The sequence below is a fragment of the Piscinibacter sp. XHJ-5 genome (assembly GCF_029855045.1).
In the GTDB taxonomy this organism is placed as follows: domain Bacteria; phylum Pseudomonadota; class Gammaproteobacteria; order Burkholderiales; family Burkholderiaceae_C; genus Albitalea.
In genome coordinates this window covers 5124488-5137872 of sequence record NZ_CP123228.1, presented here as the reverse complement: position 1 = coordinate 5137872, position 13385 = coordinate 5124488, and the positions used below count along the sequence as shown (strand labels likewise).

The window sequence follows — 13385 nt, the reverse complement described above, 5'->3', positions numbered from 1 at the left end:
GACTGTCCTGTGATAACGGATTCCGGCTTGGCAACCCGCCATGGGGCGTGCCAGGTCTGGAGATGCGGCAGGCATGGCGTGGGCCGTCTAGCGTCCTGCGGCCTGGAGGCGGAGCCTGGCGCGATCCACCGCCTGCCGATACTGCACGCCCACGAGTCGTTCCTGGGCGATCGCCGCTTGTGCAAGTTCGAGCTGCGCCCGCGCCTGCGGGATGTCGCCCAGTTGAACCAGGCACGCCACGAAATGGGCACGCACGACCGCCAGGGTGGGGTGGTGCCGATATGCCTTCTCGAGCGTCTTGATCACGTTCTCGAAATGCGGCCGCGCCTGTGCTGCCCGTCCGAGCCCGGTGAGGACCTGGCCCATGCGGTCGTTCAGGTCGTTGACGGTCGTCGCGTATTGCTCTTCGCGAGGCGTGCGCTGCGCGTGTTCGAAATGGGCCGAGATGACCGGCCATGCCTTCTCATAGTCGCCTCTCGCCATGGCAACCCGCGCCAGTCCGATGGTGGCCTGGTGCTTGACGGTTCCGAACACGACTTCGCGGGCGCCTTGCGACTGCAGAACGCGCTCGAAGCCGGCCCGTGCCTCGTCGAACCTGTCCTCGCTCAGATCGATGCTGGCCAGGCGCAGGTCCACGTTCGCCACGTACGGATGGGCGCCGCCCAGGTCGCCGGCCAGCCGCGCGCGCACGCCGCGGAGGACGGAACGCGCGTCGTCAAAGCGACCCGTGACTTGGCAATACCAGGCGCGCGCCATGGCAAGGTCGTGCGCCACGTCGCCATTGCCTGGCGGCGAAGCGTCCAGCTGCGCAAGCAGCTCGCCTGCCTCGGAAAGCCGTCCATCGGACAGGAGGTGCTCCAGCTTGACCAGTTGCGCTTCGAACACCTTCTCAGGATCCAGTTGCGAGGCGCCGTCCGCGATGATCCGGGACGCATGCGCGATCTCCTGCTGACCCTCGCCTCGCGTCCATGAACGAAGGCGGCCGAGCTGGAGCTCGACGAGGGCGGTCGTCGGATGATCCGGCCCGAGCGACGTGGCGAACGCCTCCATGGCGCTCTTCAGCTCGACCTCGGCCAAGCCATGGCGACGATCCGCCCAGAGGTTCAGCGCAAGCTCGTAGCGAGCTCGCGCCAATCGCGGCGAGCTTCTTCCCCACAGCGACGTGCGGATCGCCGCCGCTTGCTGGAGCAGGGCATGCGCCTCGTCGGACCGGTTCTGCCGCGCCCGCAACTCGCCGAGCGCGGCCAGGGCCTCGGCGGCCTCCACGCTGTTCGGCGACGACTTCGACAGCACACCCGCCGAAGACTCGATATCCGCCGCCGCGTTCGCCAGCTTGTTCTCTCGCACCAGCTGGAGACCCCTCGCTGTCCGGACAGACAGGCATGCCGGCGCTGCCGCAAGTCCCGGGGCCGGACACAGGTCGATGGCCTTGGCGAGCGCCTGCGACGCCGCTGCCTTGTCGCCTCGTTGCGCGAGGCTGTCGGCCAGGTCGTGCAGTGCGGCCACGTGTGCCGGCGAGTCGACTCCGTGCGCGGCCTGGAGTTCTACCCGCTGGCGTCGCACCTCGACAGCCGGCGCATTCAGATTCAGGTCATGCAGCAAGCGACCCACGACGCCTTGCATCTCGTCGCGGATCTCGGGCTGCTTGGCCAACCCGCTTCCAAGCGACTTCGCGCTTTCCTCGAGCAATTCCTGCACGCTCTGCTTGCGCTTGCGCAGGGAATCGGCCTGCTCCACGCTGTTGCTCTCGAACAGGCTGATCAGAAAGTCCTTGACCGCCGTCGCCTTTGCCGCCTCGAGCCGCGTCTGGCGGGCTTGCCATGTCGTCATGCCGAGGCCGATGCCCAAGGCCAGGATGACGAGGCTCCCCGCGCCGACTGCCACCGCGTTGCGTGCGACGAACTTCCGCAGGCGATACCACCGGCTGTCGGGCTGCGCGAGAACCGGCAGGCGCGCCAGGTGGCGTCGTATGTCCTGCTCGAAGGCCTCGGCCGTGGCGTAGCGGCGCTCCGGTTGCTTTTGCAGCGCGGTCAACACGATGAGGTCGAGGTCACCGCGCAGCGCCCGACTCAGCTTGGCTTGCCCGAGACCGCCGTGTTCGTGCCCGGCGGATTCACGGCATGCATCACTCGGACGCCTGGGCTGCGACGACAGGATCGCCTCTTCGAGTGCGGCCACGCTGCACCTGGGAAGGCGATAGGGACGGTCGCCCGTGAGCAACTCGAAGAGCAGGACACCAAGCGCATACACGTCGGTTGCCGTGCTGACGCTTGCGCCGGCAATCTGCTCCGGCGCGGCGTAGTCGGGTGTCAGCACCCGCCCGCCATCCCGCGTGAGGGCACTGCTTTGCGAGGTGTCCGCGCTCAGCAGCTTAGCGATGCCGAAGTCGAGCAGCTTCACGTCGCCGGCCGCGTTGACAAGGATGTTTGACGGCTTGATGTCGCGATGAAGCACCAGCATGCCGTGCGCATGCTGGACCGCCCGCAGGACCTGCAGGAAGAGCTGCAGGCGCTGTCCGACCGACATCTGGCGCTCGTTGCAATAGTCGACCAGCGCCTGGCCTTCGACGTACTCGAGCACCAGGAAGGGGATGCCTTCGGGTGACGTGCCGACGTCGTAAAGCCGGGCGATGTTGCGATGTTCGAGCGCGGCCAGGATTTCGCGCTCGCGTCGCAGGCGCTCGATCAGGGCAGCCTGGTCGGGGCCGGCATGAGGAAACTTCAGAGCGACCCGGCGCCGAAGCTGGCCATCGTCGCGTTCTGCGAGCCACACGACGCTCATGCCGCCGCGTCCGAGCTCGCGCACGAGGCGATAGGCACCGAGGACCTGGTCCGCCTGCAACGACAAAGCGGGCGCGCATGGCGCCGCCTCGCCCAGCTTCGGCAGGGCATCGAGGAAGCCCTCTTCTTCGATGCGCTCTCGATCGGCCAGCAGGCGCAGCAGCGCGTCCTTGGCGATGCTGTCCGCGGCGAGCTCGCTCAGCCACTGCCGGCGCTGCGCTGGAGGACGCTCCAGGGCCTTGTCCAGGAGCGGGAGAAGACGATCCCAGAGCGCAATGTCGATCTTCATTGCCGGCTGCCTCCCCAGGCTGCTGCTTGCGCGTGAGCAGTTGCACAAGGGTAAGCAATGGCATCGGCGAGTTCAAGGAAGGATTAGGGATGGCTCGAAGAGCCATCCCCGGCCAACGCACTTGTCCAGGTTCTTGCGTCTGTCTGGCAAACTGAATCCCTGTCGTATTCGGGAGGGCACATGGGCGACGTGACCACCTTGCTGATGGCTGCCAGGCGCGGCGAGCCGCTCCAGATCGACAAGCTGTTCGAGCTGCTTTACGGTGAGATGCGCCGCATCGCACATGCCAAGTTGCGCCACCGACCCGACGGCGTGCTGCTTGACACCACCTCACTCGTCCACGAGGCGTACCTTCGGCTTCTGGAGCGAGACCGGCTCCAGCTCAACGATCGCTCGCACTTCCTCGCTTATGCAGCGCGCGTGATGCGCTCCGTGGTGGTCGATGTGGTGCGTGAGAACCAGGCCGAGCGGCGCGGCGGCGGCCACATGTTCGTCACGCTGGATACGGCGGCAGGCGGCGTGTCGACCGACGGCGATGCGGTGCTGCGTATCCACGAGTCGCTGGAGGAGCTGAGCCGGATCGACGAACGGCTCGTCCGCGTCGTGGAGATGCGCTATTTCGTGGGACTCGACTACCAGGAAATCAGCGACGCGCTCGGCGTGAGCGTACGCACCGTCGAGCGCGACTGGCAGAAGGCCCGCAGCTTCCTGTATGAAGTCCTGAAGAACGGGTAGCGCCGTTGCCTGCGAGCGCAGCGAGGCTCTTTTCTTCGATGGCGGATCGAGCCGCCTGTGCGCTCGCTCTCGAAGGCTTTCGACAACCGCTCCCGCGGCACACCGCCACAATCGGCGCTTCGTCAACTGACAGTGGGGCGACTCGATCATCGATCTCTGCGTGCCGGACGACAAGTCACAACGAGATGCGCTTGCTCGACCTCATCGAGCCGCCGCTGACTACGGTCCGCATCGACGTGAACCAGATGGGACGGCAGGCCGCGCAGTTGCTGCTCTAAGCGACGGGTCCGGCAGGCACTGCGCGACAGCCTCGTTCAGGACTCCGCCGAGTCAGGCGATGGCGCAGTCGGACTGTGCGCAGGCCTCAACCACGTCGCTGCGGATACGCCGCGATCTGCTCGAGGAAGATGATGCGCCGCTCGGCGGACAGCAAGTCCGGCAGCGCCGCTTCGTAGGCTTGCCGATATGGCTTCTTCAGATGGTGTGCGAGAAAGTGCTCGCGTGAGCAGGCCCACGTCTCGTACACGACGATCGTGTCCTCGTCGTCCATCTGTTGATGGACCCAGGTGTTCACGAAATCCGGCTCGCTCGACATGGCGGCGATGACGTCCAGCAGCATCTTGCGGCCATGCACCTTCGCGCTGCGCTTGATCGGGATGTAGACCACGAACGAGACGATCTCGGTGTTCCTCCCGGGCGTCCCGTTCGCGGATTGCGAACGGGCGGGGGCCAGGGCCATGGCACCGCTGAGAAGCGCAAGCATCGTTGCGCGGCGGGAGTTCGGATGTTCAAGGCTTTCCATCGGGATCTCGTGTCTTCGTTGTGCTCGCGCAGGCGAGCCAGAAGCTCTAGCTTTCGCCGCAACCCGAGCGGTGACATCGCCCGCTGAGCCGGGCCCGACCCCGTGCGGTGGGGTCAGCTCAGCGTCGACCGATCGAGCGATCCGGGGCTACCGCCCCTGAGGCCTGGCAGCGGCCGGTTCTCGAATCAGAGTTGGCTCATGCCGCCGTCGACGATGATCTCGGCGCCGACGATGAACGCAGACTCGGGTGCCGAAAGATGCAGCACGGTCGACGCCAGTTCCGCCGGCGTGCCGAAGCGGCCCAGGGGAACCTGGCTCTGGATCTGCGCGGCCATGGTTTCGAGGGTGGCGGCGTCGAAGCCCAGCTTCCCGTACAGCGGCGTCGCGATCGGGCCCGGGCTGATCACGTTGACACGCACGCCCCGCGGCAGAAGCTCGGCCGACAGCGTCCTGGCGAGCGAGATCAGCGCTGCCTTGCTGGCTGCGTACACCGAGCTGCTCGGCATGCCAATGTGAGCGTTGATCGATCCATTGAGCACGATCGAGGCGCCGCGGTTCAGCAGCGGCAGCAGCGCCTGGATCTGGAAGTAGGCGCCCTTGACGTTGGTGTCGAACGTCTGGTCCCACAGTGCTTCGTCAACGTCGGTGAAGCTGGCGAACTTGGCCGCGCCGGCGTTGATGAACACGGCGTCGAGGCTGATGCCCTGCGCTGCAATGTCTTTGGCAAGCTCGTTGGCTGCGCCGATGTTGCCGGCGTCGTTGCGGACAACAACGACCTTGCCGCTGAGCTGCGCCTTTGCGCTGTCGAGTGCGGCGGCATCGCGGCCGGTGATGACAACGCGAGCGCCTTCGGCGAGGAAAGCCTGCGCGGCTGCGAATCCGATGCCGCTGCTGCCGCCGGTGACGAGAACGGACTTGCCTTCAAAACGATTCATGACTTTCTCCAGTTGGTTGCGGCCGATGCCGTGACGTCATGGTGAAAGGTCGGCGGTGTCTTGCCGTACCACCGTCGCGATGAACATGTGCGGGTTGGTCGAACGTGTTGCCGTACGATGATTTCGCCGACCTCGTCGGGAGGAGCCGAACATGCTGTCCGATGAAGAGCTGGAGCTGCTCGAAGCGATCAAGGAGAGCGGGAGCCTTTCGCGCGCCGCAGCGCGTCTCGGCAAGGCGCCTTCGACCGTCTCGCATGCGGCACGTCAACTCGAGACGCGCTTCGATGCGTTGCTGTTCGATCGGCGCCGATATCGGCTTCAGTTGACGCCGGCAGGACAGCTGTTGGCGCACGAGGCGGCGCGTCTCAGTCAGGACGTGGCGCGCCTGACTCAACGCGTCAAGCAAGTCGCGAGCGGCTGGGAGGACCGCCTTTGGATAGTCACCGACGAGCTCCTCGAGTTCGAGACGCTGCTGCCAGTGATCCGGGACTTCGATGCCCTTCGCTCGGGTGTGTCGTTGCGAATCACGCATGAGGTCCTGGGCGGCACTTGGGAGGCATTGCTGGACGGTCGCGCGGACATCGTGATCGGTGCCACCAACGAGCCGCCCGCCATTCCGAAGCTCGGCTGGCACGAGTTGGGTGTCATGGAGTGGGTCTTCGCCGTCTCCGCCCGGCATCCCCTGGTTGGGGCTCAGGAGCCGCTCGAGCGCGAGGTCATCGCCGAGCACCGCGCGGTCGTCGTGAGTGATTCGTCCCGTCGCAGCCAAGGGCGGGCCTACGGCGTTCTAGGAGGGCAAGCGGCGCTGGCCGTGCCGACAATGCGGGCCAAGATCCTTGCGCAACGCGACGGTCTCGGCGTGGGCTGGCTGCCTGCGCGACGGGTGAAGTCGCTGCTCGATCGCGGCGAGTTGGTGTCGAAGCGCACCGCTGATCCGCGTGAACCGAACATGCTCTACCTGGCATGGCGAGGGGACCAGGAAGGCCGCGCGATGACGTGGTGGCTCGATCGGCTCAGGAGCGGCCGGCTCGCTCAGCGCCTGGTGCACGGGATCGACGCCTTCGTTCTGGCGCGCTGAGGACACGCGACGCCGGCGGCCGCGCGCCTCCCAACTGTTGTCCCCGTCAGACGAGGACCATGCCGCCGTCCACGGCGTGCTGACCGCGCACGCCCTCGACGATGGACTGCGCGACGCTGTTCCGAGGACCTCGAGACCGAGTTCACCGCGATGCTGCTCAACTCGGGATGAGGACGCGGTCGCGAAGCTGCTGGTGCACCCGTCCGCCTCCGTGTCGCTATCCGATGCCGGCGCGCACTTGACGTTCATATGCGACGCCGGCTCCGGCCTTCATCTGATGGGCCACTGGTCGGGACATGAAGGTCCTGTCTCTGCCGCACACGATCCATGAGCTCACCCAGAAGCCCGCGCGGATCGCCCTGATGCGCTCGGGACGAGGCTGCGAAGAAGCATCTTCGATTTCCGCGCTTGGGCCAACGGGCGGTGCGACATAGCATCCCTCGCTCCCACTCTCGGTGAACCCATGACCTCCCGTTCGATCCTGTCCTCGCTTGCGCGCTTGTTTGCGGCTTCGACGCTGCTGGTGTCCACCGCCCTGATGGCCCAGACCAAGGAGGTGACCTTCGCCTATCAGGACATGCTGGTGCCGTTGCGCACCCTCATCGAGTCGGGGGAACTGGAGAGGAGCACCGGCTACAAGATCAACTGGCGCCAGTTCGGCGGCGGCGGCGATGTCATCCGTGCGATGGCCTCGGGCGAAGTGCAAATCGGCGAAGCGGGGTCCAGCCCCATCGCCGCTGCGGCCAGCCAGGGCCAGGACGTCCGTCTGTTCTGGATCCTGGACGACATCGCCGACGCCGAGGCGCTGGTGGCGCGCAACGGCAGCGGCATCAATGGCTGGAAGGACCTCAAGGGCAAGAAGGTGGCGACGCCGTTCGTCTCCACCTCGCACTACCAGCTCCTGGTGGGCCTGAAGCAGGAAGGTGTGGACCCGAAGGACGTCAACGTGCTGAACCTGCGGCCGCCCGAGATCGCGGCCGCCTGGGAGCGCGGCGACATCGACGCCACCTTCGTCTGGGATCCGGCGCTGTCCAGGGCCAAGGCCGGCGGCAAGGTCATCGCCACGTCCGGCGCCATCGGCAAGCAGGGCCATCCCACCTTCGACGGCCTGATCGTCAATGCGAAATGGGCGGCGCAGCATGAGTCGTTCCTTGTCGCGTTGGTGAAGGCGCTGGCGCGCGCCGACGAGACCTACCGCACCCAGGGCGCGAGGTGGACCGCCGAGACGCCGCAGATCAAGGCGATCGCCAAGTGGAGCAAGGCCGACCCGAAGGACGTGCCGGCCGCCATCGCGCTGTACCGCTTCCCGTCGCTGCAGGAGCAGCTTTCGCCGACGTGGCTGGGCGGCGGCGCCGCGAAGGCGCTGGCCAACACGGCGGTGTTCCTGAAGGAGCAGGGCCGCGTGCAGGAGGTGAAGGCGGACTACCGGGGCTTCGTGACGACGCAGTACATCGAGAAGGCGCTCGCCAACTAGGCATCTCCCGATGCGCACCCTCGAGATCCGCGCGGTGACCGTGCATTACGCCGTTCCCGGCGGCCGCCTCCAGGCCCTGGCGCCCTTGAACCTGTCCATGCAGGACGACGACTTCGTCGTTGCGGTCGGTGCGTCGGGATGCGGCAAGACCACGCTGCTGAACTGCATCGCCGGCTTTCTGCCGCCCACGGACGGCCAGGTGCTGCTCGACGGTCAGCCGGTCACCGGTCCGGGCGCCGAGCGCGGCGTGGTGTTCCAGAAGCACGCGCTGATGCCATGGCTGAACGTGCGCGACAACGTGGCGCTGGGCTTGCGGCTGCGCGGCGTCGAGCGCACCGCGCGCGAGCTTCTGGCGGACGAGAAGCTGGCGCTCGTCGGGCTGGCCGGCCAGGGCGATCGCGCGGTGTGGGAACTGTCGGGCGGCATGCAGCAGCGCGTCGGCATCGCGCGCGCGCTGGCCAACGATCCGGCCGTGCTGCTGATGGACGAGCCGATGGGCGGGCTCGACGCCTTCACCCGCGAAACGGTCCAGGAGACCTTGCTGCGTGCCTGGGCCGGGGCGCGCAGCATGGTGTTCTTCATCACGCACTCGGTCGAGGAAGCCCTGTTCCTCGGCACACGGCTGGTCGTGATGAGCCCGCGGCCGGGGCGCATCGTGCGGCATTTCGACGACCTGCCTTTCTCGCGCCGCTTCCTGCAGCACGGCGACGCCCGGCGCGAAAAATCGTCGCCCGGGTTCATCGCGTTGCGCGAGGAGGTGCTGGGCCTCATCCATCAGCGTGAGCCGGCGCATGTCTGAGGTCCGCGCGCTGTCCGAAGCGCCACTCGGCGCGGCGTCGCCGGGCGTGCCCGCCGCCCCGCCTCGCACGAGCGCCTTCGGTGCGCCCGGCGAGGGGCCCAGCGCCGGCATCAGCCTGGGCACGGTGCTGGCGCTCCTGCTGCTGTGGTTCGTGGTGACGAACGCGGGTTGGGTCAAGCCGCTTTTCCTGCCTTCGCCGCAGGCCGTGGCTGCGCAGTTCATCGACTACCTCTCGGGCCGCGCCAACGACAAGCCGCTGTGGCAGCACCTCGCGGCCAGCCTCTGGCGCGTGTTCTCGGCCTTCGGGCTCGCCTGCGTCACTGCGGTGCCGCTGGGGATCGCGATGGGCATGTCGCGCGTGGTGCGGGGCATTGCCGATCCGCCGCTGGAGTTCTACCGGCCGCTGCCGCCGCTGTCGTACCTGCCGCTGATCATCATCTGGCTGGGCATCGACGAGGCGCCGAAGGTGCTGCTGATCTACCTGAGCTGCTTCGCCCCGCTGGCCCTGGCCGCCCGCGCGGGCATGCGCGGCGCATCGGCCGAGCAGCTGCAGGCCGCCGCCTCCATGGGGGCCAGCCGCTGGCAGGTGGTGCGGCACGTCATCCTGCCCGCCGCGCTGCCGGACATCCTGGTCGGCATGCGCATCGCGATCGGCTTCGGCTGGACCACGCTGGTGGCGGCCGAGATGGTGGCGGCCTCGCTCGGCCTGGGTCAGATGGTGCTGAATGCGTCCAACTTCCTGCGCACCGACATCGTCGTGATGGGCATCCTGGTCATCGGCACGGTGGCCTGGCTGTTCGACCTGCTGATGCGTCGGATCGAAAGTCAACTGGTGCCCTGGAAGGGCCGCGCCTGACCATGGCTTTGCAGATCGAACCCCTGGGCCCGGTCATTGGCGCCATCGTCAGCGGGCTGACGCTGACGCGACCGCTGCACGAGGACGACCGCGAAGCCTTGCATGCCGCGCTGCTGAAGCATCACGTGCTGTTCTTCGAGAATCAACCGGTCACTGCGCGACAGCAGCGCGACTTCGCGGCGCGTTTCGGCGACCTGCACATCCACCCGGTCTATCCGCAGCACCCCGACGTGCCGGAGATCATCCTGCTGGACACCAGCCTGGACAATCCGCCGGACAACGACAACTGGCACACCGACGTCACCTTCATCGAGACACCGCCGATGGGGGCATTGCTATCGGCGCAGCTGCTGCCGCCGCTGGGCGGGGACACCCTGTGGTCCAGCGGGATCGCGGCCTATGAAGCCCTGTCCGCGCCGCTGCGCGCCTTCATCGACCCCCTGCATGCGGAGCACGACTTCCTGCAGTCCTTCCCGGCCTGGCGCTTCGCGCGCACGCCCCAGGAACGCATGCGCTGGGAGGCGGCGCGGGACAAGCACCCGCCCGTGCGGCACCCGGTGGTGCGAACGCACCCTGCGAGCGGTCGGCGTGGTCTGTTCGTCAACGAGGGCTTCACCAGCCGCATCGTGGAGCTCGACAAGGCGGAGAGCGACGCGCTGCTGGGCCTGCTGACGCGGCACGCCGCCAGGCCCGAGTTCACGGTGCGCTGGCGCTGGAAGCCGCACGATCTCGCGTTCTGGGACAACCGTCTGACGCAGCACTACGCCACCGCAGACTACCTGCCGCACCGCCGGGTGATGCACCGCGCCACGATCCTCGGCGATCGGCCGTTCTGACGAGACGATCCGTGGTCATGCGCCGCTCGGCCGGTAGCTCCAGCGCGGCGTGATCCACAAGATGAGCAAGGACGCGACCGCCAGCGCGATGCTTCCATCATCGGGTACGCCTCAGCGGCGTGAGCGTGCCAGAGCGCTGACCACAGCCACCATCCGATCGACCTCCTCGCAGGTGTTGTAGAAGGCGAGCGACGGCCGCACCGTGGTCTCCAGGCCGAAGCGGCGCAGGATCGGCTGCGCACAGTGGTGACCGGTGCGCACTGCGATGCCTTCCTCGTTGAGTGCCCGGCCGACCTCGTCGGTGGCATGGCCTTCGAGCACGAAGGACAGCACGCTGGCCTTGTCCCGGGCGGTGCCGACCAGGCGCAGTCCCGCGATGGGCGTCATGCGCTGCGTCGCGTAGTCGAGCAGTGCGTGCTCGTACTGGCCGATGGCCTCGATGCCGATGCGTTCCACGTATTCGAGCGCGGCACCCAGGCCCACCGCGTCAGCGATATTGCCGGTGCCCGCTTCGAAGCGCGCCGGTGCGCCGTGATAGGCGGTGCGCTCGAAGGTCACGTCCGCGATCATGTTGCCGCCGCCTTGCCAGGGAGGCATCTCCTCCAGGATCGCCCTCTTGCCGTAGAGCGCGCCGATACCGGTGGGGCCGAAGATCTTGTGTCCGGAGAACACGAAGAAGTCGGCATCGAGCGACTGCACGTCCACGCGCATATGCGATACCGACTGCGCCCCGTCGACGAGGGCCTTCGCGCCAGCGCGATGCGCCAGCGCGACGATCTCCTTCACCGGCACCACCGTGCCCAGCGCATTGGACACCTGCGTCACCGCAACCAGCTTCGTGCGCTCGCTGAGCAGGCGCTGGTATTCGTCGAGACGCACCTGCCCGCTGTCATCGACCGGGATCACACGCAGCGTCGCGCCCTTCTCGGCACACAACTGCTGCCAGGGCACGATGTTGGCGTGGTGCTCCAGATGCGAGACGACGATCTCGTCACCTTCGCGGATGTTCTGCGCACCCCAGCTCTTGGCCACGAGGTTGATGGCCTCGGTGGTGCCGCGCACGAACACGATTTCCTCGACTGCGCGTGCGTTGATGAAGCGCCTCACCGACTCGCGTGCGCCTTCGTAGGCATCGGTTGCGCGCGCGGCGAGTTCGTGCGCGGCGCGATGGATGTTCGAGTTCTCGTGCGAGTAGAAGCGCGAAAGTCGGTCGATCACCGCCTGCGGCTTCTGCGTCGTCGCCGCGTTGTCGAACCACACGAGCGGCCGGCCGTTGACGCGCTCGCGCAGGATGGGGAAGTCACGGCGGATGGCCTGCAGATCGAAAGGCGGCTGCGCGGCGGCTCGCTCGACGCTGTAGCGGGGGCCTTCGCCCGTGTGTGCCGCGGATGCTTCCGACAAGAAGTAGAAGGACGGCGCACTCGCCGGGTGCCGCGCGGCCAGTGCGTGGCTGCCGAGGCGTCCGTCGTAGCCGGGCGCGGCACCGAGCAGCAGGTCGGGCACGCCGTTGGGCGCCACTGCATGCGGCCACAACGATGGCGCCGAGGCGAAGCCGTTGGCGGCCGTTTGCGGCGATTGCGGCAGCAGGTTCGCGCCGGGCGGCAACGCACCGACTGGCACGGCGGACGGTGTCGAAGGTCCGAGTGCGCCGGGCGGCGGCGACATCCCGGGTGGCTGTGGGTTGGCCGGCAGCGGCACGCCGCCCGCCGCGGCGATGCCTGGCGAGCCGGGCATGGCCGCGAAGAAATCGCCGGCGAGCCGCGCCAGCACGGCCGGGTCTGGCAGCCCCGTCGGCGGTGCCGGGTTCAGAAGGTCAGGCGTCGGCATGGACGGCGTCACTTGTAGGTGTCCGGATAGTCGTGGTACTTGCCGACCTCCACGTCCTCGAGCACGGCCAGCGCATCGTCGGTCTGCACGGCCAGCGAGCAGTAGAGTGAAATCAGGTACGACGCGATCGCGTTGCGGCTGATTCCCATGAAGCGCACCGACAGGCCCGGGCCCTGCTCGCCCGGCAGACCGGGCTGGAACAGGCCGACGACCCCCTGGCGCTTGTCGCCCACGCGCATCAGCAGGACCTTGGTCTTGCCGTCGGCCACCGGCACCTTGTCCGACGGCACGAGCGGAATGCCGCGCCAGGTGAGGAACTGCGAGCCGAACATGCTCACGGTCGGCGGCGGCACACCGCGCCGTGTGCACTCGCGACCGAAGGCGGCGATGGCCAGTGGGTGCGTCAGGAAGAAAGCCGGCTCCTTCCACACCTTGGTCAGCAGCTCGTCGAAGTCATCGGGCGTTGGCGCGCCGGTCAGCGGGTAGATGATCTGCTCGGGTGCGACGCTGGCCAGCAACCCGTAGTCGGGGTTGTTGATGAGCTGGCTTTCCTGCGTCTCCTTGATCGTCTCGATCGTCAGGCGCAGCTGCTCCTTGATCTGGTCGTGCGGGCTGCTGTAGAGGTCCGACACGCGGGTGTGCACGTCCAGCACTGCGCTCACCGCGTTGAGGAAGTACTCGCGCGGCTGTTCCTCGTAGTCGACGAAGGTGCTCGGCAGCTCCGACTCGTCGCGCTTGGCGCACAGCACCTGCACGTCCTGCGGATTGCGCACCTTGTTGAGCCGGTAGATGCCGGCTTCCACCGGCACCCACTGCAGCAGATGCGTCAGCCAGCGCGGGCTGATGGTCGACAGCGTCGGCGCCGTCTTGGTGGCATTGGCAAGTTGTCGTGCGGCGTTGTCGCCGAGGGCCAATTGCGCGGTCGCGATGTCCGCCATGGAGACTCCTGATCGAAGGAAAGCGAATATGGATAT

12 protein-coding genes are annotated in these 13385 nt (G+C 67.4%); 7 read left to right on the top strand and 5 right to left on the bottom strand.

The window, feature by feature from the left end; translation table 11 throughout:
- Positions 1-87: 87 nt before the first annotated feature.
- Positions 88-3069: a serine/threonine-protein kinase gene (locus P7V53_RS24230; protein ID WP_280152057.1), complete on the bottom strand. Its 2982-nt coding sequence runs from the start codon at positions 3067-3069 to the stop codon at positions 88-90.
- Between the two features lie 180 nt (positions 3070-3249).
- Between P7V53_RS24230 and P7V53_RS24225 the strand changes: the two genes are divergently transcribed.
- Positions 3250-3804: an ECF-type sigma factor gene (locus P7V53_RS24225; protein WP_280152056.1), complete on the top strand. Its 555-nt coding sequence runs from the start codon at positions 3250-3252 to the stop codon at positions 3802-3804.
- Positions 3805-3989: 185 nt separating this feature from the next.
- Positions 3990-4082 (top strand): substrate-binding domain-containing protein, encoded by a 93-nt coding sequence (locus P7V53_RS24220; protein ID WP_348273449.1) that lies wholly within the window; start codon positions 3990-3992, stop codon positions 4080-4082.
- 86 nt (positions 4083-4168) lie between these two features.
- Here the strand turns inward: P7V53_RS24220 and P7V53_RS24215 are convergent, their stop codons facing one another.
- Entirely contained in the window at positions 4169-4543 is a 375-nt protein-coding gene (locus P7V53_RS24215; protein WP_280152055.1) for an antibiotic biosynthesis monooxygenase, read from the bottom strand.
- A gap of 248 nt (positions 4544-4791) precedes the next feature.
- Positions 4792-5541 (bottom strand): SDR family oxidoreductase, encoded by a 750-nt coding sequence (locus tag P7V53_RS24210; protein ID WP_280152054.1) that lies wholly within the window; start codon positions 5539-5541, stop codon positions 4792-4794.
- A gap of 151 nt (positions 5542-5692) precedes the next feature.
- Between P7V53_RS24210 and P7V53_RS24205 the strand changes: the two genes are divergently transcribed.
- From P7V53_RS24205 to tauD, 5 genes are all read left to right on the top strand, one after another.
- Positions 5693-6619: a LysR family transcriptional regulator gene (locus tag P7V53_RS24205; protein WP_280152053.1), complete on the top strand. Its 927-nt coding sequence runs from the start codon at positions 5693-5695 to the stop codon at positions 6617-6619.
- A 538-nt stretch (positions 6620-7157) separates the two neighbouring features.
- Entirely contained in the window at positions 7158-8093 is a 936-nt protein-coding gene (gene tauA / locus P7V53_RS24200; RefSeq protein ID WP_280156605.1) for a taurine ABC transporter substrate-binding protein, read from the top strand.
- Between the two features lie 10 nt (positions 8094-8103).
- Positions 8104-8892 carry an ATP-binding cassette domain-containing protein gene (locus tag P7V53_RS24195; protein ID WP_280152052.1) on the top strand — a complete coding sequence of 263 codons (789 nt, stop codon included), beginning with the start codon at positions 8104-8106 and terminating at the stop codon, positions 8890-8892.
- Complete coding sequence (locus tag P7V53_RS24190; RefSeq protein WP_280152051.1) at positions 8885-9748, top strand: ABC transporter permease subunit; 864 nt, start codon at positions 8885-8887, stop codon at positions 9746-9748. Before P7V53_RS24195 ends, P7V53_RS24190 begins: the two co-directional genes overlap by 8 nt.
- Positions 9749-9756: 8 nt before the next feature.
- Complete coding sequence (gene tauD / locus P7V53_RS24185) at positions 9757-10584, top strand: taurine dioxygenase (protein WP_348273448.1); 828 nt, start codon at positions 9757-9759, stop codon at positions 10582-10584.
- A gap of 111 nt (positions 10585-10695) precedes the next feature.
- Here tauD and P7V53_RS24180 read toward each other — a convergent pair whose 3' ends face one another.
- Both P7V53_RS24180 and P7V53_RS24175 read right to left on the bottom strand, forming a co-directional pair.
- Complete coding sequence (locus P7V53_RS24180; protein ID WP_280152050.1) at positions 10696-12411, bottom strand: family 2A encapsulin nanocompartment cargo protein cysteine desulfurase; 1716 nt, start codon at positions 12409-12411, stop codon at positions 10696-10698.
- Positions 12412-12419: 8 nt separating this feature from the next.
- Positions 12420-13349, bottom strand: a complete 930-nt coding sequence (locus tag P7V53_RS24175; RefSeq protein WP_280152049.1) for a family 2A encapsulin nanocompartment shell protein — start codon at positions 13347-13349, stop codon at positions 12420-12422.
- Between the last annotated feature and the right edge of the window lie 36 nt (positions 13350-13385).